Annotated in this window: 16 protein-coding genes and 1 riboswitch; of the genes, 7 read left to right on the plus strand and 9 right to left on the minus strand. The window is 66.0% G+C overall.

The features are described from left to right. The first annotated feature begins 153 nt into the window (after nt 1–153). From PQR02_RS22575 to PQR02_RS22600, 6 genes are all read left to right on the plus strand, one after another. Nucleotides 154–978: a DeoR/GlpR family DNA-binding transcription regulator gene (locus PQR02_RS22575; RefSeq protein WP_408236053.1), complete on the plus strand. Its 825-nt coding sequence runs from the start codon at nt 154–156 to the stop codon at nt 976–978. Nucleotides 979–1,331: 353 nt separating this feature from the next. Then, nucleotides 1,332–4,859: a DEAD/DEAH box helicase gene (locus PQR02_RS22580; RefSeq protein WP_408236056.1), complete on the plus strand. Its 3,528-nt coding sequence runs from the start codon at nt 1,332–1,334 to the stop codon at nt 4,857–4,859. A gap of 652 nt (nt 4,860–5,511) precedes the next feature. Continuing rightward, on the plus strand, nt 5,512–6,249 hold the full coding sequence (locus tag PQR02_RS22585) for a response regulator transcription factor (RefSeq protein WP_408236059.1): 738 nt from the start codon (nt 5,512–5,514) through the stop codon (nt 6,247–6,249). Beyond that, nucleotides 6,246–7,706, plus strand: a complete 1,461-nt coding sequence (locus PQR02_RS22590) for a FecR family protein (protein WP_408236062.1) — start codon at nt 6,246–6,248, stop codon at nt 7,704–7,706. Before PQR02_RS22585 ends, PQR02_RS22590 begins: the two co-directional genes overlap by 4 nt. A gap of 53 nt (nt 7,707–7,759) precedes the next feature. Beyond that, nucleotides 7,760–10,354: a CHASE2 domain-containing protein gene (locus PQR02_RS22595; RefSeq protein WP_408236065.1), complete on the plus strand. Its 2,595-nt coding sequence runs from the start codon at nt 7,760–7,762 to the stop codon at nt 10,352–10,354. A 31-nt stretch (nt 10,355–10,385) separates the two neighbouring features. Then, nucleotides 10,386–10,988: a DUF4136 domain-containing protein gene (locus PQR02_RS22600; protein WP_408236068.1), complete on the plus strand. Its 603-nt coding sequence runs from the start codon at nt 10,386–10,388 to the stop codon at nt 10,986–10,988. Between the two features lie 8 nt (nt 10,989–10,996). Here the strand turns inward: PQR02_RS22600 and bluB are convergent, their stop codons facing one another. The 9 genes from bluB to PQR02_RS22645 all read right to left on the minus strand — a co-directional run bounded on the left by bluB (nt 10,997) and on the right by PQR02_RS22645 (nt 20,333). After that, on the minus strand, nt 10,997–11,656 hold the full coding sequence (bluB, locus tag PQR02_RS22605; RefSeq protein ID WP_408236071.1) for a 5,6-dimethylbenzimidazole synthase: 660 nt from the start codon (nt 11,654–11,656) through the stop codon (nt 10,997–10,999). Beyond that, complete coding sequence (locus tag PQR02_RS22610) at nt 11,640–12,965, minus strand: cobyrinic acid a,c-diamide synthase CobB (protein ID WP_408236074.1); 1,326 nt, start codon at nt 12,963–12,965, stop codon at nt 11,640–11,642. The genes bluB and PQR02_RS22610 overlap by 17 nt, the downstream gene beginning before the upstream one ends. A gap of 3 nt (nt 12,966–12,968) precedes the next feature. Beyond that, on the minus strand, nt 12,969–13,571 hold the full coding sequence (gene cobO, locus PQR02_RS22615; RefSeq protein ID WP_149673481.1) for a cob(I)yrinic acid a,c-diamide adenosyltransferase: 603 nt from the start codon (nt 13,569–13,571) through the stop codon (nt 12,969–12,971). Continuing rightward, entirely contained in the window at nt 13,568–14,077 is a 510-nt protein-coding gene (locus PQR02_RS22620; RefSeq protein WP_408236078.1) for a cobalamin biosynthesis protein, read from the minus strand. Before PQR02_RS22620 ends, cobO begins: the two co-directional genes overlap by 4 nt. After that, on the minus strand, nt 14,074–14,907 hold the full coding sequence (gene cobA, locus PQR02_RS22625; RefSeq protein WP_408236114.1) for a uroporphyrinogen-III C-methyltransferase: 834 nt from the start codon (nt 14,905–14,907) through the stop codon (nt 14,074–14,076). Before cobA ends, PQR02_RS22620 begins: the two co-directional genes overlap by 4 nt. Before the next feature lie 200 nt (nt 14,908–15,107). Continuing rightward, nucleotides 15,108–15,346, minus strand: a riboswitch (cobalamin riboswitch). 299 nt (nt 15,347–15,645) lie between these two features. Further along, entirely contained in the window at nt 15,646–16,404 is a 759-nt protein-coding gene (locus PQR02_RS22630) for an IclR family transcriptional regulator (RefSeq protein WP_408236081.1), read from the minus strand. Nucleotides 16,405–16,470: 66 nt separating this feature from the next. After that, complete coding sequence (locus PQR02_RS22635) at nt 16,471–17,637, minus strand: acyl-CoA dehydrogenase family protein (RefSeq protein ID WP_408236084.1); 1,167 nt, start codon at nt 17,635–17,637, stop codon at nt 16,471–16,473. Nucleotides 17,638–17,674: 37 nt separating this feature from the next. Next, complete coding sequence (locus PQR02_RS22640; protein ID WP_408236087.1) at nt 17,675–18,973, minus strand: CitMHS family transporter; 1,299 nt, start codon at nt 18,971–18,973, stop codon at nt 17,675–17,677. A 205-nt stretch (nt 18,974–19,178) separates the two neighbouring features. Next, complete coding sequence (locus tag PQR02_RS22645) at nt 19,179–20,333, minus strand: CaiB/BaiF CoA transferase family protein (protein ID WP_408236090.1); 1,155 nt, start codon at nt 20,331–20,333, stop codon at nt 19,179–19,181. Nucleotides 20,334–21,248: 915 nt separating this feature from the next. Here PQR02_RS22645 and cobW point away from each other — a divergent pair. Beyond that, nucleotides 21,249–22,340, plus strand: coding sequence for a cobalamin biosynthesis protein CobW (gene cobW, locus PQR02_RS22650; RefSeq protein ID WP_408236093.1), 1,092 nt, complete (start codon nt 21,249–21,251; stop codon nt 22,338–22,340). The last annotated feature ends 3 nt before the right edge of the window (nt 22,341–22,343 follow it).

Here is a 22,343-nt window from a genome sequence, read left to right on the forward strand (position 1 = left end):
AGGCTAGCGCACGTGGCTACCGGGTGCGGTTACGAAAACGCATCCGCTGCATGCGAAGAAGAAAGTGTGGCTATTTTTGGAAACGCGTGGGAATTGAACCCGTCAGAACGTGACTTTTGCTAGACTTCGCCCAACGGCCACCACTCGCCCCGCATGCTTTCCAATCAGCGCCAAGCCGAAATCCTGCGACTCGTCCGCGAGCAGCGCACCTGCACGATCACCGATCTCGCCGGCCGCTTCGCCGTGTCCGACGAAACCATCCGCCGCAACCTCAAACCGCTGATCGCGGATGGCCGGCTCATCAAGGTCCACGGCGGCGTCATGCTGCCCGAGCGGCTCGACGAGCCGCCGTTCCAGCGGCGCATGGGGGTGAGCCTCGAAGGCAAGCGGGCGATCGGCGCGCGCATCGGCGAACTGGTGCGGGACGGCGACTCGCTGATCCTCGAGGGCGGCACGACCTGTCTGCATATCGCGCAGGCGCTCGGGGCGCGCTCGCGGCTCACCGTCGTGACCCATTCGATCGAGGTCGCCCGCGTGCTGGCCTCGCGCAACGGCAACCGGGTGTTCATCGCGGGCGGCGAGCTGAGAGCCGACGACCGCGCCGCGTTCGGCGACAGCGTGCTGGCCTTCCTGCGCCAGTTCCACGTGCGTTACGCGATCGTCTCGGTCACCGCGATCGACATGCACGGGCGCTTCATGGATGCGCTGCCCGCCGATGTGGCGTTTGCGCAGGCCGCGTTCGCCCAGGCCGAGCGGCGCGTGGTCGCGGCCGATCACGCGAAATTCGGACATAGCGCGCTGGTGCATGCGTTCGGAGCGGATGCGGTCGATCTGCTCGTTACCGACGAGGCGCCGGTGCCCGCGCTGGCTCAGGTGTTCGCGGAGGCGGGAGTGGACGTGGCGGTCGCGGCGTCGGTGGGCGGACGCTCAGGGTCCGGCGATCGAGTTGGCGAGGGAGCGCCGGGCAGGGCTGATTGACCGCGCAGTTCTGTCCTCCGCGCTGCCGGACGGACTTGCTGCCCCTGCGTCTTGCGGATGCGCCAAATCCGGCGTGCCTGGACGCGCCAGCCACGGCGCGCTGCCCCAGCTTGCCTTATTGGCGCGCGGCGGATGAACGCCGGGCCCGGCAGAGTCCCATGCGCGTCGCTGACCAGACCTGCCGATTGCCCCGTCCCCATCCCAAACTCAATCCCTTCCAACGCGTAAAATGGCCGGCTATCACAGGCAATCGCAACCGCACCGAATCGCGCCGGCCATCGCGTCACCGCACATGCCGCGCTGCTTCGTCCGTGCGCGATTGCCTTCGCCGGCTTGAATAGGAATGGACGCTGATGTCGTCAGTTTTCTTTGATCGGGAACGGATTGCGGATTGGCTGGGCGATCACACCGTCGCCAAGGCGCGCTCGGTAGGCGCCGTGACCCATGTGGAATGGCACGGCGCCACGCTCAGCGGCGACGTGCAGGGCACCCAGGCGCAGCCCTACCGGACGCGGGTGCGTTTCCGTACCGATGGCGGTTCGCCCTGGGCGCAAGGCGACTGCACCTGCCCGGTCGGGCGCAACTGCAAGCATGTCGCGGCGCTGCTGCTCGCCGAGCTCGAGCATCACGACGAGATGGATCACATCACCCGCGTCGCGCACGACGATGACGAGGGCGGGAGCGGCAGCCCGCGTCCGGATTCCCCGAGATCCATCACGGCGCTCGACCAACCGTCGGGCGTACGCCCCGAACTGGTGAGCTGGCTCGAGCGTTTTCGCGCGCGCGCCGAAGCCGCCGATGCGCTCGCCCAGAAGGCGAGCGCCGCGCGCACCCAGACGCTCGCATACCGGCTGAACTGGTCCGATTTCCACAAGCGCCACGAGGTCGTGCTGTACCGCGCGCGCTGCAATGCCGAAGGCGCGATCGTCGAAGTCGACGAGCCGTGGGGCAACGTCGAAGCGGCGCTCGTCAAGCAACCGAAATTCGTATCCGACGAAGACCTGTCGATCCTGCGCGGCCTATGGCTCGGCCGCTCCCGCGAGGACTTCGGCCAGTTCATTCTGCGCGGCACCAGCGGCGCGGAGATGCTGCAGAAGCTGATCGCCACAGGTCGCCTGTTCTTCGAGTTCAAACCCGCGCGCGCTCATGACGGCCCGACGCCTTTGTCGCGCGCCGCCGACCGGCCCGGCCGCATCGAATGGGAACCGCTCGCAGACCAGCGCCTGCGGCCCGTGCTGCGCACCGAACCGCGCGCCACCATGGTCCTGCCGACCGAGCCCGTCTGGTACGTCGACGGGGTCGCGAACGAAGCGGGCATCGTGCAGTCGTCGCTGCCGTTCCAGCAGTTGCCCGATTACCTCGCGATGCCGCCGATCTCGCTTGCCGAGGCGCCGCTCGTCGCGTCGGTGTTGCGCGAGATCGCGCCTGGCTTGCCGCTGCCGCCCACCCAAGACGCGTCCGCGATTCGCGTGATCGACGTCGAGCCGGTGCCGGTGCTCACGCTCAACAGCCACGCGCTGCCGTCCGGCGTCAAGACGGGGCAGCGCAAGCCCGAGGCGGTCGAGCTGGCCGGCGTGAGCTTCGACTACGACGGCGTCAGCATCAACGTGGACAGCAGCGTGACGCTGGTGCCGATGCCGGGCGGCGACGTGATCCATATCCGCCGCCGTTACGAGGCCGAGAAAAAGCGCCTGCTCGAACTGCGCAAGAGCGGTTTGCAGAAAGTCCCGACCAGCCGGGTGTTCGCCGCGCGTCAGCTGCCCGACACGATGCTCGGCCTGCCCGATGCCGATGCCTGGTCCGCGTTCGTCAACGACGCCGTGCCGGAACTCGTGAGCAAGGGCTGGCGCGTGACGATGGCGCCGGAGTTCCGCTACAACGTGATCGAAATCGATGCGATCGACGGCACGGCGCATCAGGCTGGCGACGGTTGGTTCGATCTGGAGATGGGCATCCGCGTCGGCGAGCGCAACGTGCGGCTCGAACCGCTGCTCGCCGACCTGTTCCGGCGCGACCGCCGCTGGCTGAGCGGCGCACTCGAGAGCATCGCCGACCACGAACCGATCGAGCTGAAGACCGAAGAAAACAAGCGGCTGCGCTTGCGCGCCGACCGTCTGAAGCCGGTGGTGCGGGTGCTGGTCGACCTGTTCGACTCGCTCGGCGGCGCGCTGGCCGAAGGCGCGCCGCTGCGCGTGCCGTCGGTCGACGCCGGCCGGCTCGACGCGCTGAACGACACGGGCCGCTGGCAATTCCGCGGCGACGATTCGGTCCGGCAGCTCGCGCAGCGCCTGCAAGCCGGTCCGGGTCTGCGTGAAGTGCCGGTGCCGAGCGGGCTGAAGGCGGAACTGCGTGCGTATCAGCAGCAGGGCCTCAACTGGATGCAGTTCCTGCGCGAACAGGATCTGGCTGGCGTGCTCGCCGACGACATGGGTCTGGGCAAGACCGTGCAGACGCTCGCGCACATTCTCGCGGAGAAGGAAGCGGGGCGCCTGAGCCGCCCCGCGCTGATCGTCGTGCCGACCACGCTCGTGCACAACTGGCGCGAGGAAGCGCGGCGTTTCGCCCCCGAGCTGAAGGTGCTGGTGTTGAACGGCCCGCAGCGTAAGGAGCGCTTCGAGCAGATCGGCGAACATGAGCTGGTTCTGACCACTTACGCGCTGCTGTGGCGCGATCAGAAAGTTCTCGCCGAACACGACTACCACCTGCTGATTCTCGACGAGGCGCAGTACGTCAAGAATGCGAGCACCAAAGCCGCACAGGCGATCCGCGGCTTGCGCGCGCGGCATCGGCTGTGTTTGACGGGCACGCCGCTGGAGAATCATCTCGGCGAATTGTGGTCGCAGTTCGACTTTCTGTTGCCGGGGTTTCTCGGCAGCCAGAAGGACTTCACGCGGCGCTGGCGCAATCCGATCGAAAAGAACGGCGATGGTGTGCGCCGCGCGCTGCTGGCCCGCCGCATCCGGCCGTTCATGCTGCGGCGTCGCAAGGACGAGGTCGCGAAGGAGTTGCCGGCCAAAACCACCATCGTCTGCTCGGTCGATCTGGAAGGCGCGCAGCGCGATCTTTACGAAACCGTGCGCACGGCGATGCAGGAGAGGGTGCGTGCCGCCGTCAGCGCGCAAGGGCTCGCGCGCAGCCACATCATCGTGCTCGACGCATTGTTGAAGCTGCGCCAGGTGTGTTGCGATCCGCGGCTCGTGAGGACGAGCAAGGGTGGCGGCGAGGTGCGCCCGGGAGGTGAAGCGCCCGCTGGGAATGCGTCGGAGTTGCCGGTCAACCCGCCGGCCGAGGTGCCCGCCGCCAAGCGCGACAAGGCGGAGAAGATCGACAAGGGCGCGCGCACGATGCGCTCCGCCAAGCTCGATCTGCTGCTGTCGATGCTGCCGGAACTGATCGAGGAAGGGCGCCGCGTCCTGCTGTTTTCGCAATTCACCGGCATGCTGTCGCTGATCGCCGCAGCGCTCGACGAAGCCGCGATCGCCTACGTGGTCCTGACTGGCGACACCACCGATCGCGTCACGCCCGTGGAGCGTTTCCAGCAGGGCGAGGTGCCGCTGTTCCTGATCAGCCTGAAGGCGGGCGGCGTCGGCCTGAACCTGACGGCGGCCGACACGGTGATTCACTACGACCCGTGGTGGAACCCGGCCGCCGAGAACCAGGCGACCGACCGCGCGCATCGGTTGGGGCAGGACAAGCCGGTGTTCGTCTACAAGCTGATTGCCGCGGGGAGCATCGAAGAAAAGATCGTGGAGTTGCAGGAACAGAAGGCGGGGCTCGCCGACAGCATTCTCTCCGAGGATGCCGCGGGCGCCGCCAAATTCTCCGACGACGACCTCGACGCGTTGTTCGCGCCGATGCCGGAGATCGAAGGCGGCCGCTGATTGACCGATGGTTAGCCGCGCGCGCCGCAGGACTGCTGCGCGCGATATTTTCAGCAGACTTGAGCTGCCGCGCGGCGCTCCCCGATCAGCCTGTAACAAAACGTCCGAGTGTATAAATCGACCTATTGCGACCCGAGCCGGAATTTAACAATATTTAAACGATTTATCTTGGGACTATTCTTATACTGACTTGCAAATTGTTAAATCATCGTCCCGCAATTGCGGAGCGATCTGAATTGAGTCAGGCAGTCGGGTAAATCACGTGCGAGCGAGGCCAGCCGATCCGACCGACGATTTTGCAGGCCGGAACCCCGCTCCGGCGGACCTTGAAAGATCACAGGAAAAATTCCCGGAAGCGGCTCCCCGCCTGGTGCGGCGACGCTCAAGCGCTGACCGGTATCCGGAAAAATGGCAGGCGATTTCGATTAAGATGAATTGCCGGAATAATTGATTTGACAAGGTCAGTATAGGGCTGATTTCGAGATGATGCGAAAGCAGTGCTGAACGGGGGCGAGGAAAGGACCACTCGTCAAAAGACAGCTGTGGGAGTTTGAATTGGAAGCTGGATCGTCGGCGTCAGCACCGACATCCCGGTCATTTGCCGGCTCGCCGGCCACCAGCTACGAAGTACGAAGTCGCGTTGCGGGGTTTTATGAGAATTGCTGTTCTGGATGACGATTCGGCTCAGGCCGATCTGGTTTGCCAAACGCTGTCCGAGGCGGGGCATGTCTGTCACACCTACGAGGCGGGGCGCGAACTGGTGCGGCAATTGCGGCGCCAGACTTTCGATCTGCTCGTGCTCGACTGGAACGTCCCCGACATGTCGGGCGAAGAGGTGCTGCACTGGGTGCGCGAAAGCCTCTCCGAGCGCCTGCCGGTGCTCTTCATGACGAGCCGTGGCCGCGAAACCGACATCACGTCGATCCTGAACACCGGCGCGGACGACTATCTGGTCAAGCCGGTGTCGGCGGCGGTGCTGCTGGCGCGCGTCGGCTCGCTGCTGCGGCGCGCCTATTTCCTCAAACCGCCGGCAGCCAAAGAAGTGTTCGGCGAATTCGAATTCGATCTCGGCGCCAAGCACGTGGTGGTGCGGGGCAACACGGTCGCGCTCACGCAAAAGGAGTTCGAGCTCGCGCTGCTGCTGTTCCAGCATCTGAGCCGGCCGCTGTCGCGCGCGCATATTCTCGACGTGATCTGGAAGCAGGCGACCGACATCCCGTCGCGCACGATGGACACCCACGTGTCGATGCTGCGCAGCAAGCTCGGGCTGCGACCGGAGCACGGCTATCGTTTGACGCCGATGTACGGTTATGGCTACCGGCTCGAACGGATCAACACGGGTGAGCCGCCGGCAGCCACCCATGACGCCCCGGAAGCGGGGGAGGCGTGACGCGTTCCCCGCAAGCGGCCGCGCTCGGCAGCGGCGTCGTCGTGGCGGGCCGGCGCGCGGCTGGCTGGCTGGCGATGGCCGGCCTCATCGCGATGAACTGGTGCGGTGCGGCCCTGGCCGAGCCGCCGGCATCGCGCGTATTCAAGCCACGCGTGAAAGCCACCGCGCCGGCTTACGTCTCCTACACGACGCGCGAAGGCGACTCGATGTATGACATCGCCAGCCGTTACCTCAGCGATCCGGCCGACTGGGCGTTGTTGAGCCGGCTGAACCACGTGTCCGCGCCGCGCCGCATGCCGGCCGGCATCGTGTTGCGTCTGCCGGCCGGCAAGCTCAGGCAGGACCCGGAAGCGGCCCGCGTGATCGCGACCAGCGGTCCGGCCGAGCACGCGTTCGGCCAACATCCCTACGTGCCGGTGACGGCGTCCACGATGCTCGTCGAAGGCGAGCACCTCCGCACCGGGCCGAACGGCTTCGTCACGCTGGAGCTGCCGGACGGGTCGCACGTGACGGTCGCGCAGGACGGCGAGCTGGACATCGGCAAACTGCGGCGCACCACGCTGACCGGCGCGGGCGACAGTGTGTTCGAACTGCGCCGGGGCGAAGTGGAAAGCCAGGTCACGCATGCGACGAAGCGCGACGACCGCTTCCAGATCCGTTCGCCGTCGGTGGTGGCGGGCGTGCGCGGCACGCGCTTCAAGGTCACCTACAGCGGCGCCGCGCAGACCACCACGGTGGCGGTGCTCGACGGCGCGGTCGGCGTGGACCCGCTCGGGCAGCGCGGCCGGGACGCAGCGCCGCTGCCCGGTGTGCCGCTGCAAGCATCCAGGCAACTCGTCGAGGCGAGCTTCGGCAGTGTCACGCGTTCTGACGGCGTGATCGGCAATCCGGTCGAGCTGCTCGCCGCGCCTGCGTTGTCGCAGCCGGCCAGGGTGCAGGACGGCAAGACGGTCGCATTCAATCTCGTGCCGGCCGACCACGCGGTTGGCTATCGCGTGCAGATCTCGCGCGACGCCGATCAGCTCGACCTGATCCGCGACCAGCGGGTCACCGCCCCGCATGTGGACTTCGGCGATCTGCCCGACAGCACGTACTTCGTGCGGATCGCCGCAACCGCCGCCGACGGGCTCGACGGCCTGCCGCAGGTGTACGCGTTCGAGAGGCGCCAACTCAGGCTGGAGGCGTCGGCCGCGCCGCGCGCCGGTAGCCGCGACTACGAATTCCGCTGGTTCGTCAGCAGCCGGCCGAACGTCGAGACGCGTTTTCGTTTCGTGCTGGCCACGGCCCCTGATCTGCGCCATCCGATCGTCGACCGCACCGATCTGTCGGGCGGTCAGCTGGTCGTCAGCGACCTGCCGGCCGGCGTCTACTATTGGACGATCGTCGCCGAGCAGTTCGAAAACGGCCGCTTCTACGAGAAGAGCAGCGCGGTCCGCTCGTTTACGCTGGCGCGCTGACGCTGGTAGATTCACGGGCCGGCCCGCTCCCTAGCTCTGAACCAAGCCTTCTCTTGCCGACCACACCTACGCGCCTGAGTCTCGATCCGCGAGCCCGTCTCGGCCGACGTGCCGGCCGGCGCTTTCTGATCGAATGGGTGGGCATCGGGTGCCTGGGCGTCGTGGTGATTCTGCTCGCGTCTATGGGCCGCCTGAGCGGGAGCGTCGATCAACTGGTGTACGACCGCTTTCTGACTGTGCGCGCGCCGTCCTTGCTAGCGGATATCGTCGTCGTCGAAATCGACAACGCGAGCGTCGCCGAACTCGGGCGCTGGCCCTGGCCGCGCAGCGTCCATGCGAAGCTGCTCGAACAGATCGCGAAGGCGAAGCCCGCCGCCGTGATCTACGACGTGCTGTTCACCGAGCCCACTTCTGACGACGCCCAACTCGCGCACGCGATCGCGCTCAGCCCAACCTACCTGCCCGTACTGCTCACCGCGCCCGACGCCGCCGGCCGCCGCGTCGCGGTCGAACCGGTCGCGCCGCTCGTGCACGCGGCGGCCGGGCTCGGCCACATCAATCTCGAGGTGGACAGCGACGGCATCGTGCGTAGCGTCGCGCAGTTCCAGGGCGACGCCGGCTCGCGCTGGCCGCAGTTGATGGTGCCGGTCGCCGATGCCGTCGAGCGTGGCACGCTGCGTCTGAACGTGCCGTCGCAGCGGCAGGCCCCGGCCGAGGCGGGGGCGCGCCGGACCGCTCGCGATGACGGCGGCGAAGGCCGCTTCCTGATCCCGTTCGGGGCAAACGCGCAGACCTACCCGAGGCTGAGTTTCGCGCGCGTGCTCGCCGGCGAGGTGCCGCTCGGGCAGTTGCGCGGGCGCGTCGTCGTGATCGGCGTGACCGCGTCCGGCTTGTACGACCGTTTCGCGACGCCGGTGTCCGGCGAGCTGGGCCCGCTGCCCGGCGTGTATATCCACGCGAACGTGCTCGACGCGCTCATCACCGGCCGTGAGATCGAGCCGGCCGCACGCTGGCTGGTGTTGGCGGCGTCGCTGGCGCCGCTCGCCGCGCTGCTGGCCGGATTCCTGGTGTTGTCGCCGCGCCGTTCGTTGCTGCTGACCGGCGCGCTGGCGCTGCTCGCGGCGGCCGGCAGTGCTGCGGCGCTCTACGGCGCACGGCTTTGGGCGTCGCCAGTCCCGGCGATCGCCGGGCTGGTGGTCGTGTATCCGATCTGGAACTGGCGGCGCCTCGAAATGACGATGGCCTATCTGTCTGAGGAGCTGCAACGTCTCGCCGACGAACCCCATCTGCTGCCGGAAACCCCGCAGCGCCGCCGCGAGTTCGGCGGCGACGTGCTGGAGCAGCATATGGCGCTGATGGCGCAAGCCGCGCAGCGCGTGCAGGACATGAAGCGCTTCGTGTGGGACAGCCTCGACAGCGTGCCCGAGCCGATCCTCGTGAGCGACGTGCGAGGCGTCGTGCTGATCGCCAACCATGCGGCCAAGGCGCATTTCGCGCGCCTGCGCGCGCCGTCGCCGGAAGGGCGGCCGATGCAGACGGTGCTAGGCGGCCTGACGCTCGTGAAGACGATAGACCGGGTCGCGTTAGAGCGCGTCGCGCCTGACCGCGTCGCAAATGACCGCGTCGCGAATGACCGCGTCGCGAATGACCGTGTCGCAAATGACCGTGTCGCAAATGACCGGGTCGCGGCGGCGGATGCCGAACGCAATCTCTACGCGCATGCGCACTGGCCCGCGCCGCTCGATCCGGCGCGCAGCGAATTTGCCGCGCTGATGGCGCAGGGCGTCGAAGTACGCGACGCCGACGAGCGTGATCATCTGCTGCGCTACGCGACCTGCAACAACGCGCAAGGCGAGACGACCGGCTGGATCGCGGGTCTCGTCGACGTATCGGCGTTGCATGCGGCCGAGCGTCAGCGGGAGGACGCGTTGCGGCTGCTGTCACACGACATGCGTTCGCCGCAGGCGTCGATTCTGGCGCTGGTCGAAATGGAGCGCGGCCGCGCCGAGCCCGCGCTGGCGCGCGAACTGCTGGGCCGCATCGAACGCTATGCGCAACGTGCGCTGACGCTCGCCGACGACTTCGTGCAACTGGCGCGCGCCGAATCGCAAGCCTATGTGCTCGAACCGGCGAGTCTGACCGACCTGGTGATCGACGCCAGCGACGAAGTCTGGCCGCAAGCGCACGCCAGGCGCATCGCGCTGCAGACGGATACGGCCGGCGATACCGACGACGGCCACTGGGTCTGTGTCGATCGCTCGCTGATGACGCGCGCGCTGGTCAATATTCTGAACAACGCGGTCAAGTACAGTCCGCCGGACACGCGCATCGTGTGCAGCGTCGCCAGCGTGGGCCCCGCCGTGCCCGGCGCCGCGCGGCGCGTGTCATGCACGATCCGCGACCAGGGTTACGGCATTCCGAAGGAGCAGCAGGCGGGGCTGTTCGAACGGTTCCGCCGTTTTCATGCGACGCAGCGGCCCGAGGTGGGCGGCGCGGGGCTGGGCATGGCGTTCGTCAAGACCGTGGTGACGCGGCACGGCGGCGATGTCGACGTGGTCAGCGCGCCCGGCGCGGGCACCGCCTTCACGATCCGGCTGCCGGCACTGGAGGACGCGCAGTCCGACGCATCCCGCACGCTGCGAGCATGACGTATCAACACGTACCGATCGAAGCGAGAAGATGGCAAAAGTCACCCTGATGTGTGCCGCGCTGGTTGCGACGAGCCTAACCGCTTGCGCGGGTTTGAATGCGGACGTGCACATCGCGAATGCGGCGGCCGCGCTGCAAGGCGAGCCGACCTACGCGATCGCGCGCTTGCCGTCGCAGGACGCGAGCGCGGATCATCCGCAATTCGAGGCCTTGCTGCGCGAGGAACTGGCGAGGCGCGGCTTCGTCGAGGTGGCGGGCAAGCCCGCGCATTATCTGCTGTCGATCGCTTACGACACGCGGCCACGTGCGATCGGCGTCGGCGCGGACGTCGGCGATTGCTCCCCGGGCGACTGTCCGAAGCCCGGTGTGCCGTTCTCGCTGTTCGGCGCGCGCACATGCCAGCATTCGTTGACGCTGCGGTTTTTCGAACCCGCGAGCGGCGATGAGCGCTACAAGGTCAGCGCGGTCATCGCCGATCGCGACGCCGACCCGTCGCATGCGATGCCGCTGCTCGTGAAAAGCGCGCTCGCGAAGTTTCCGTTCGACGCGCCGCCAAACTGGCGCGTGAAACTCCAGCAGGACAACGCGAGCGGCGTGCCGACGGTGATCTCGGTGAAGCCGCTGCAACCGTAACGCGGGTGCTATTGCGGCGTCGCCTCAGCGGGCGGCCAGCGGTTTTCGAACACGCAATCGGCGAGCGGCAGGCGGCTCGCCCAGCGCTCGGTTTCCAGCATCGGCGCGCTGTAAAACTGATCGACGTGGCCGAGGCACAGAATCGCCACGGGCCGCGCACCCTCGGGCATCTGCAGCAGCGCGCGCACCGCGTCGACGTCGAACAGCGACACCCAGCCCATGCCGAGACCTTCGGCGCGCGCGGCTAGCCACATGTTCTGGATCGCGCACGCCACCGACGCGAGGTCCATCTCCGGCAAGGTGCGGCGCCCGAAGATATGCCGCTCGCGCCCGTCCATCAGCGCGATCACCAGCAGTTCGCCGCACTCCAGCATGCCTTCCACTTTCAGCTTCATGAACTCGTCGCGGCGTTTGCCGAGCGCGTCGGCGGTGGCGATCCGCTCGCTTTCGACCGTCGCGTGCAAGGCCGTGCGCAGCGCCGGGTCCGTGATGCGCGCGATCCGCCACGGCTGCATGAAGCCGACGCTCGGCGCGTGATGCGCCGCGTCGAGCAGACGTCGCAGCACGGCCGGATCGACCGGGTCGGGCACGAAGTGGCGCATGTCGCGGCGCTCGTAGATGGCGCGATAGACGGCATCGCGCTCGGAGTCGTTAAAAGGCTTCGCCATGGAACAGGGCGGCCGTGAAGGCCGGGTTGGAGGGCCAATAAGCATGCATGTAAGTCGCCACGATCGAGCCCGCGCGATACACGGCTTCGCCGGGCGCATCGCTGTGCGCCCGGGTGGCCGAACGCAGCGGTGCGAGCGGGGTGTTCAGCGTCGAGTAATGAAACGTGTGCCCGGTCAGCGGGCCGTGCAGGCTGTCGATCTGCTGCATGCCGAGCGCGGTGAAGCGGGTTTGCATCGTCGCATGGCCGGGCAGCAGGCCGAGCATCGGGGTGCTGGCGCCCTGCGTGTCGGTCAGTTGGTCGAGCAGGTACAGCATGCCGCCGCATTCGGCGACGAGCGGTTTGCCGGCGGCCGCATGCGCGCGGATCGACGCCGCGCTGCGCGTGTTGGCGGCGAGCGTGCTCGCGTGCAGTTCGGGGTAGCCGCCGGGCAGGTAGAGCGCGTGCGCGCCGGCGGGCAACGCTTCGTCGGCGAGCGGCGAGAAGTAGTCGATTTGTGCGCCGAGTGCTTCGAGTAGTGCCACGTTCGCCGGATAGATGAACGAGAACGCGGCATCGCGGGCGATCGCGATCCGCTTGCCTTCCAGCAGACGCGGCAGCGCCGACGGCACGGGCGCGCCGAATTCGACCGGCGGCGGCAACGTGGCCAGCGCGGTCGGCTCGAGGGTATCGGCGGTGCGCTCGAGGCGCGCGTCCAGATCGTCGATCTCGGCGGCCTGGTGCAAGCCGAGGTGACGATCGGGCAACGCGATTTCATCGCTCGCCGCGATGTGTCCGCACCAGCGCAGCCCGGGCGGCAATGCTTCCGCGAGCATTTGCGCGTGGCGCGGGGAGCCGACGCGATTCGCGAGCACACCGTAAAACGGCACCTGCGGCTTGAAGCGCGCGAGGCCGAACGCGACCGCGCCGAAGGTCTGCGCCATTGCCCTGGCGGAGATCACCGCCAGCACCGGCACGCCGAAGACCGTGGCGAGATCGGCGCTGCTCGGCGTGCCGTCGAACAAGCCCATCACGCCTTCGATCAGAATCAGATCGGCTTCGGCCGCCGCCTGCGCGAGCAGATTGCGGCACGCGGCTTCGCCGACCATCCACAGATCCAGCGACCACACCGGCGCGCCGCTCGCACGTTCGAGGATCATCGGGTCGAGAAAGTCCGGCCCGGTCTTGAAGACCCGCACGCGCCGCCCCAGCCGCCGGTGATAGCGCGCGAGACCGGCGGTGATCGTGGTCTTGCCTTGCCCCGAAGCGGGGGCGCTGATGAACAGGGCGGGGCACGCTCCGGAGGAAGTCCCCTTGGGGGGCGCGGACATCGCTCAGAACTCCACGCCGCGCTGCGCTTTCACGCCTTGCTCGCGATACGGATGCTTGACGATGCGCATTTCGGTGACGAGGTCGGCCGCTTCGATCAACGCGTCCGGCGCGTGACGGCCGGTCACCACCACGTGCAGCATCGGCGGGCGCGCGTTCAGCACTGACAGCACTTCGTCGAGCGGCAGGTATTCGTATTTCAGCACCGTGTTCAGCTCGTCGAGAATGACCATCTGGTACTCGCCGCTTTCGATCATCCGGCGCGCTTCGTTCCAGCCTTTGCGCGCGGTGGCCATGTCGGCGTCACGGTTCTGCGTGTTCCAGGTGTAGCCGTCGCCCATCGTGACGAAATCGCAGTTGGCGATCGCGCCAAGAAAGTCGCGCTCCGACGTATGCAGCGCGCCCTTGATGAACTGCACGACGCCCAGCCGCATGCCGTGGCCGAGCACGCGCACGGCCATGCCGAACGCGGCGGTGGTCTTGCCTTTGCCGGTGCCGGTGTTGACGATCAGCAGGCCTTTTTCGACGGTGGCGCTGGCCTGCTTCTTCTCATGGCCTTCGCGCCGGCGCTCGGTCATGCGTTGATGCGATTCGGGATCGGTCTTCATTGAAGGTCCTGTTGGTGAGTATCGTTGTGGTCTGGCGATCGGTCACTTGCGTGGGCGGCGGTCGTGGCGATCGCCACGGTGACGCCGGCGTGCAGCGTTTTGGGCACCAGGAGGCGTGCTCGGCGGGAGAGGGGGGCGTCCGTTGCGGTAAGCGGAGCTCGCGCGTCGGGTGCCGCAGGCGTCGCATACGCGGCGCCCGGTTCGGCCGACGCGGCGAGCAGCGCGCACGGTTCGCAGACCCCCTCCACGCCGAGATGCTCGCGCACCACCGCCGATGGGTTCGCTACGGCCATCGCCGCGATCCGCTCACGGCTGAACAATTGCAGCGTCAGTGAATGACGCGCGCAGAACGCGCGTAGACCTGCTTCGTCGGCTTTGGTATCGACCGAGGCGACTACGCGGATCTGATCGAATGCACGTGTGCCGAGCGCGGCGCGCACCGCCGCTTCGATCTGCTCCGCCGAACTGTGCAAGCGGCAACCAATGCCGACGCTCAGCGTTTTCATTGGCTATCTGCTCCGTGCGTCCGGACGGAGGCCACCGCATCGGCGGCATGAACCTGGAGCGCATCAGCCTCCTCGGCGCGTGCCGCTGCCCGCGCCAGCGCGAGCGACGCGACGCCGCCGATCACCACGATCGCCGGCGAGCCGAGGCCGGCACGCGCGACGGTGTCGGCAAATTCGCGGAGCGGCGCGAGCACGTGACGTTGCCCGGGACGCGTCGCCGACTCGATCGCCGCGCACGGCGTATCGCCACTCATGCCGGCCGCGAGCAACGCGCCGACGATCCCGGCGAGCCGCCGCATGCCCATGTAAATCACCAGCGTCATGCGTGTGGCGGCGAGCGCGGCCCAATCCGGCTCGCCCTTGCCCGCGCCATGTCCGGTGACGAATACCACGCCCTGCGCGTAGTCTCGGTGCGTGACCGGAATGCCGATTGCCGCGGGCGCCGCGATGCCCGCCGTGACGCCGTTGATGACTTCCACCTCGATGCCCGCCGCGTGCAGCGCCTGCTGTTCCTCGCCGCCCCGGCCGAACACGAACGGATCGCCGCCTTTCAGCCGCGCGATACTGCGCCCGGCGCGCGCGTGTTCGAGCATCTGCGCGACGATGCCGGCCTGCGGCGTCGACGGATGCCCGCCGCGTTTGCCGACGTAGACGACCAGCGCATCGGCGCGCGCGAATTGCAGCACGTCGGGGTTCACCAGATCGTCGACCAGCACCACGTCGGCTTGCGCGAGCGCGCGGGTCGCCTTCAGCGTCATCAGTTCGACGTCGCCGGGGCCCGCGCCGATCAGCCACGCGCGCGTCATCGCCGCGTGCATGGCGCGCGCCATGGCGTGACCGACGGGAAGAGGCAAAGTGCGAAGAAGCGCCAGACGGCGGATATCGAGGTCATGCGGTGCTACGGATTCGGGCTCGACGAACACGCGGCTGGCCATGCTTTCCATGGGAAAACACCCGCCCACGCGCGACATCGAGCTTCAGCGCCTTCACATCCGTCCCTCGCGGATTCCGGCGGCCGGCGGCGTGACGTGCGCCGCCTCCGCGTCTGGCCGGTATCCGGGCTGGCGGCCTCATGCGCTTTGCCTTCCCGTCCGCCTGGTTGGACAGTGGCAGTGAAAACGCATGCGCGGCGCAACAGAAATGAATCTGGCGTCGCAGGTCGCTTACCGTTGCGGGGACAGCACAGGTTGAGCGCATGACGCGCGGCCTGTTTCCCGTTTAACTGCACACGCGAATGCATGTGCGGGCACCAAACGCGCGCCTACGATAGCACACGGCGCCCCGCTCGATAAGCGTCCCGGGCCGGCGTTTCCTCGACGGCGCAAGGCCGCGGCCTATACCCACGCGCACTTTGGTGCTCGTGTGCGCGCTCGGGAAACAGGGTGGCCACCTGCTTTGGACCGGATCGACCCGTGCTGGCCCCGCACATTCGAATCGTCGCCCAGTGCGCGCAACACGTGGCGCGGAAATGCTTCGTCGGCCGCGGCGAATTCCGGCGTGCCCGGCACGGACTAATCGGATTGCGAATCGCGCGAGAACTCAAGCGAGCGCGACGCGGACCGCCAAGCTTAGTCCGTAGAGACCGTTGATCCATTCTCCAGTGCAAGAATCTCCCGTTTGACGGCCTGAAGCGTTTTTGCGTGAGTTTCGTGGTCTCTTCGAATGCGCTCCGTCGGCCCTACCACCGACAAGCCATAAAGATCGCCGCCAATTTCCAGCGCTACCGCGATTGCAGACAGCTCGGGGGCACTTTCACCGAAATTGATGCTCCAGCCGCGCGTCTTCACCTGGGCAGCCTGTTCGATCAGCGCCGCCAGATCCTTGGCCGTCGCATCAGTGAAACGCTCGAATGATAGTTGACTGCCGAGTACCTGTTGGGCATTGGCAGATAGCTCACTAAAAATCGCCTTGCCGATCGAGTTCGCGTGCAGTGGGCGAAGGTCGCCGGGCTTGCGTGTATAGCGAATCGCCTTATCCGATTCGACCACATCGAGATAGACGACGTCCGTGCCGTGAATCTTGCCCAACACGGCGGTCTCGCCGCTCACATCGCGCAGCTCGACGAGTTGCGCATGCAGCATCTCGACAATCGGATCGACTGCATCGATGGCGCTGGCGAGCTGTTGCAGACGGCGCGTCGGATAGTAGCCGCCGCGCTTTCTGACTTCGTACAGATAGCCGCGGCTCACCAGTGTGCGGGCCAGAGCAAGGCAACTTGACATTGGCGCGTTCAGCAAACGCGCGAGTTCGGTCAGCGAGAGCGGGCGCTGTTCGGTGGCGAACAGTTCGAAGAGGTCGAGTGTGCGGGCAACAAGTTTGACGTCCATGGTGGTCGGGTGAATCGCTGACGCAAGGCAATGCCGCGCAACAAGTGTCCTGCCTTTGTGCGGCGATCAATACGACTTCGGCAGGCCCAGTACTTTCTCCGCGATGAAACACAGGATCATCTGCGGGCTCACGGGTGCGAGCCTCGGAATCATACACTCCCGCAGATAGCGTTCGACGTGGTATTCCTTCGCATAGCCCATGCCGCCGAGCGTCGCCATCGCCGTCTGGCACGACTGGAACGCGGCCTCGGCCGCCAGATACTTTGCTGCGTTCGCTTCAGCGCCACAGGGCTTGCCCGCGTCGTACAACGACGCCGCCTTCAGCACCATCAGGTTCGCCGCCTCGAGTTGCATCCAGGCCTGCGCGAGCGGATGCTGGATGCCCTGGTTCTGACCGATCGGCCGGCCGAACACGACGCGCTCCTTCGCATACTGAGTCGCGCGCCGCAAGGCTGCCTGCCCGAGCCCGATCGCCTCCGCTGCGATCAGGATGCGCTCAGGGTTCAGCCCGTGCAGCAGATAGCGAAAACCCGCACCTTCATCGCCGATACGATCGGCCACCGGCACCCGCAGGTTGTCGATAAACAGCATGTTCGAATCGACCGACTTGCGGCCCATCTTGTCGATTTCCCGCACTTCGACGCGGGAGCGGTCAAGCTCCGTGTAGAACAGGCTCAAGCCCTCCGTTGGCCTGGCAACCTGTTCCAGCGGCGTCGTGCGCGCGATGATCAGCATCCTGCTGGCGACCTGAGCGGTTGAGATCCAGATCTTCCGGCCGGTCAGCACGTAGTGATCGCCGTCGCGCACAGCCTGGGTTTTCAGGTGCGTGGTGTCGAGGCCGGCGTCGGGTTCGGTCACCGCAAAGCACGCCTTGTCGCGCCCTTCGATCAGGGGCGGCAGAAAACGCCGTTTCTGTTCGTCACTGCCGAACACCTGCACGGGATTCAGGCCGAAGATGTTCATATGCACTGCCGAGGCTCCCGACAGGCCCGCGCCCGAGCCGCTGATCGTGCGCATCATCAGCGCGGCTTCGGTCATGCCAAGACCCGCGCCGCCATACTCCGGCGACATCGCGATACCGAGCCAGCCGGCATCCGCCAGCGTGCGGTGGAAGTCGTGCGGGAAGCCACCTTCACGGTCGCGTTCCAGCCAGTATTCGTCGTCGAATTTTTCGCAGATCTTTTCGATTGCCGCCTGGATCGATTGCTGGTCTTCGGTGAGGTCGAAATTCATGTGAGAGGTCCTGTGTCGTACCTGCGCCTGAGCGCATTCAAAGCGGAAATACACTGACGAGTACCGCGGCAAACACCATCAGCACGGTAGCGGCGAAGAGAAATGGAATCGTGAACTTCTGATGTTCGGCCAGTTCCACGCCGGTCAACCCGACGATCAGGAACGTCGCTGGCGTGAGCGGACTGACCGGGAAGCCCGTCGTCATCTGCCCGAGCAGCGCGGCCTGCGCCATCTGCACCGGCGGTACGCCGAGCAGCTTCGCGCTCTCGGCCAGCACGGGCAGGATGCCGAAGTAGAACGAATCGGGATCGAACAACAGGCTGAGCGGCATCGACACAAGACCGAGCGCGAATGGCATGTGGCGGGCATGTTCCACCGGCACATGTTGCACGACGACCTGAGCCATGGCGGTCAGCATGCCGGTGCCAGACATGATGCCGGTAAACACACCGGCCGCCAGCAGCACGCTCGCCATCATCAGCGCGGCCTTCGCATGGGCATCGATGCGTTCGCGCTGCTGTTGGACATTCGGATAATTGATGATCAGCGCGGCCACCGTGCCGATCATGAACATCACCATCGGATCGACGATGCCGGACACGAGTGTCGCCAGTACCACCAGCGTCAACGCGCAGTTGATCCAGAAACGTCCCGGACGGCGCAGCGCCTGTTCCTCCGGTGTCAGCTCCCGCAGCGTGATGGTGGCCGCCGCAGCACTTGCGCGATCAAAGCCCAGGCGCTTTTCCTCGCGCTTGCCGAGCATGAACGCAGTGCCAAATACAAAGCACAGACCGACGATTTGCACCGGAATCATCGGATAGAAAATCACGGTGCCGGGAATATGCAGCGCCGCCGACGCGCGCAGCATCGGCCCCACCCACGGCAGAAAATTCACGCCGGCGGCCATTGACGTCACGCAGGCGAGTATCCGGCGATCGAGCCCGAGGCGGGTGTAAATCGGCATCATCGCGGGCAGTGTGACGAGGAACGTGACGGCGCCGGAGCCGTCCAGGTGGATAAGTAGCGCGAGCAACGCCGAACCCATGACGATGCGCGTCGGATGGCAGCCGACCACGCGCAGCACGCCGTTGATGACCGGATCGAGCATGCCCGCGTCGGTCAGAATCCCGAAGAACAGGATGGCGAACACGAACATGCCGGCAATCGGACCGATGTTCTGCACCCCATGCACGATGTACTTGCCGGTCGACAGCCCGAAGCCGGCCACGAGCGCCGCCACGACTGGCACGAGAATCAGCGCGACAAGCGGTGACAGGCGTTTCGTGATGAGCGCGAACAACGCGACAATCGCGACAGTACCGGTCAGCGCGAGCATGGGGCGGCTCCCTGGCAGGTCAGCGGGAACGTCACGCGCGGCGGCAGGCGTGGATCAGAGAACGAAGTCGCGCACGTCGCGGCCCTTCGCTTCGGCTCTGCCGGTGCCCGTGACGATTCGTGCCAGCCGGGTAAGTCAATGTTGCACATGTCTGTCTCCTGCGCGACTCGGGGTCGCGTGCTGTTGATCTGTTCTCGACGACGTGTCAGGCTGGCGCGTCTTCAGTGCCCTTGCAGCCGAACAGCTGCTCCATGTGCTCGTTCAGCCCGGGCGGTCTGGTTCGATATGTGGCGGGGGTACGGCTCAGCTTGATCGGCGAGGCGATGCCCTGGTAGGTTCCGATCCGCACGCACATGCCGCGATGGGCGGTATGCGGATGATCAAGCGCCGCACCCAGCGTAAGCACCGGCGCGCATGGAACGCCGTGGCGAATCAACGTGTCGGCGAGCTGTACTCCATCCCGGCAAGCAAAGCGGCTTTCCAGCTCGGCGCGTAGTTCGCGACGATGTGTGCTGCGCATCCTGTTGTCGGTGAAGCGCGGATCGCTCGCGAGCTGGGGCGCGTCGATGACCGCGCACATCGCGGCGAACTGCGAGTTGTTGCCGACCGCGAGAAAGATGTCAGCGCCGCCGGTATGAAACAGGTCGTATGGCGTGATGTTGGGGTGAGCGTTGCCGGTACGCTGAGGTTCCTTACCCGAACAGAAGTAGTTGGGTGTGTGCGGATGCAGGATTGACAGCGCGCTATCGAACAGCGTCGATTCGACGAACTGCCCGAGTCCACTGATGTCCCGCTCACGCAACGCCATCAGGACGCCGAGTGCCGCGTTGAGTCCCGTTACCATGTCGACGACCGGCACACCGACGCGCAGCGGCGCCCCGCCGGCTTCACCGTTGACGCTCATCAAGCCGCTCAACGCCTGCACCGCCGCGTCGTAACCCGGCAGCGCACCCAGCGGTCCGTCTGCGCCAAAGCCCGACACGCGACAATGCACCAACCGCGGAAAGCGCGCCTGTAACGCCTGTTCATAGCCGATGCCCCAGCGGTCCAGCGTGCCGACCTTGAAGTTCTCGATCAGTACGTCGGCCGTCTGCAGCAGCTGGAGAAGCTTTTCCCGTTCGTCAGGCTGTGTGAGGTCAAGCATCACACCCAGCTTGTTGCGGTTGACGCCCTGGAAATACGCTGCCGTGTCGCCGTCAAACGGCGGACCCCAGGTGCGCGTTTCGTCGCCGGACGGTGGCTCGACCTTGATAACCTCGGCGCCGTGGTCGGCCAGGATCTGGGCGCAATAAGGTCCGCCCAGCACACGCGACAGGTCGACCACACTCAAGCCGCTCAATGATCCGGAATTCGCGTCCACTTTCATCTCCTGTCTCCACTCGTCAGGCGCCGGAACCGGATCGATGGCTTCTTCATCGCGCCCGGTGTTTCACGCCTGCCCATCTATAAAATATGTAGTCCTGATTTACGATCAGGCAGCGTGAACCCGCCTGATGGCCTGTTCCTCGCCCGCTGAACAGCACAGCGTGGCGCGTGGACGGCGCTCGTGCCCAGATTCGGGATCCAACATAACTTCTCGTGGGTGAACTTATATTCACATCGGTGAATATTCGTGTCAAGGAAACCGTTTACGTTCGGGCTAGGTATTTTCCCTCGGTAGCGCGCTGCTTTTAATTAGGACGCTTGTGATCTGTCGGGGCGCGCGAGAGGAAGATGGCAACCCATACCAGGGTTATCGCGTGAAGCGTACCGATGCATCAAGGCCGACCTGAGATGCGGTGATGGAAGCGGTGAGGCGTTTGCTACGCTGGTGAGCGCATTGGACGCTAATGCCAGTAGAAGTTGGTGGCGTCTTTGGGAGTGATGCGCACGTCGGGGCCGTCCATGCGAATCGAGGCTTGCAGTTCACGCGTGAGGTTAATACGTTGCATAATTGCAGTCCTTTCTGGCGGCGGTACCCGTCCTGTGGGGAAGTCGCGACACACCCGTAGATGCTGCGATACGTCGGTATACGGGATGCAGATTTCCTGCAACGGTAAGCGACAAGCAGCGCCGGGTTCATCGCCAGGCGCCGCAGAGCCGGCTTCGATGTCCACGCGCAAGGCCGCGTCGGCATATCACCACTGGGCGAGAAATCACTCGCCCGGGCAGGGAAGCGGTGCTTTCGCCAGCCCGGATACCGGCCAGAATACGCAGGACGCTCGTCGCGGGGATGCGACGGCACGTTCATGACCTCAGTCCCGCGCTCGCGCAACGTCTACGGATGGACCTCACGATGCAAACTCAAATGCGCAAGATTCCCGTCACCATCGTCACGGGCTTTCTCGGCAGCGGCAAGACCACACTGCTGCGGCACATTCTTCAGCATGCGGGCGGCAAGCGCATCGCGGTGATCGTCAACGAGTTCGGCGAACTCGGCATCGACGGGGAAATCCTCAAGGGTTGCGGGATCGGTTGCGACGAGAACGGCGTCGAGACCGACGGCCAACTGTATGAACTCGCGAACGGCTGCCTGTGCTGCACCGTGCAGGAAGAATTCTTTCCGGTGATGGAAAGACTCGTGGAGCGCCGCGAGCAGATCGATCACGTGCTGATCGAAACTTCCGGGCTCGCGCTGCCCAAGCCGCTCGTGCAGGCGTTCAACTGGCCGCAGATCAAGAACAGCTTCACCGTCGATGCAGTCGTGACGGTGGTCGACGGTCCGGCTGCCGCAAGCGGTCAGTTCGCCGACAACCCCGTGGCGGTGGATGCGCAGCGCAAGGCCGATCCGAATCTCGATCACGAGTCGCCCCTGCACGAGTTGTTCGAAGACCAGTTGTCCGCGGCCGATCTGGTGATTCTGAACAAGACCGATCTGCTCGACGAAGCACAGCAAAGCGCGGTCGAAGCCGTGATTCGCGAAGAGATTCCGCCGCAGGTGAAGATCGTGCGCGCGCATAGGAGCCAGCTCGATCTGCATACGCTGCTGGGTCTCGAAGCGGCCTCGGAAGAAACCATCCACCTGCGCCACGATCACCACGGTTCCGCCGACGACGCCGATCATCACCACGACGAATTCGATTCGGTGGTCGTGCAGGCGAACGCGCCGTCGCGCGAAGCGGTGATCGCCGCGCTGCAAGGACTGGTCGAAACGAACACGATTTACCGCGTCAAAGGTTTCGCGGCATTGCCGGGTGCGGCGATGAGGCTTGTGATCCAGGGCGTGGGACGGCGCTTCGACAGTTACTTCGACCGGCGCTGGCAGGCTGGCGAAGGTACGCAAAGCCGCTTCGTGCTGATCGGCGCAGATCTCGATCAGGCCGCGCTGCAAAGTGCGTTCGAGGCGGCGCTCGGCGTGCCGTCGCACGCCGAAGCGCGCGAGGCATAAGCG

This window comes from Paraburkholderia sediminicola, from assembly GCF_046026895.1.
In the GTDB taxonomy this organism is placed as follows: domain Bacteria; phylum Pseudomonadota; class Gammaproteobacteria; order Burkholderiales; family Burkholderiaceae; genus Paraburkholderia; species Paraburkholderia sediminicola_C.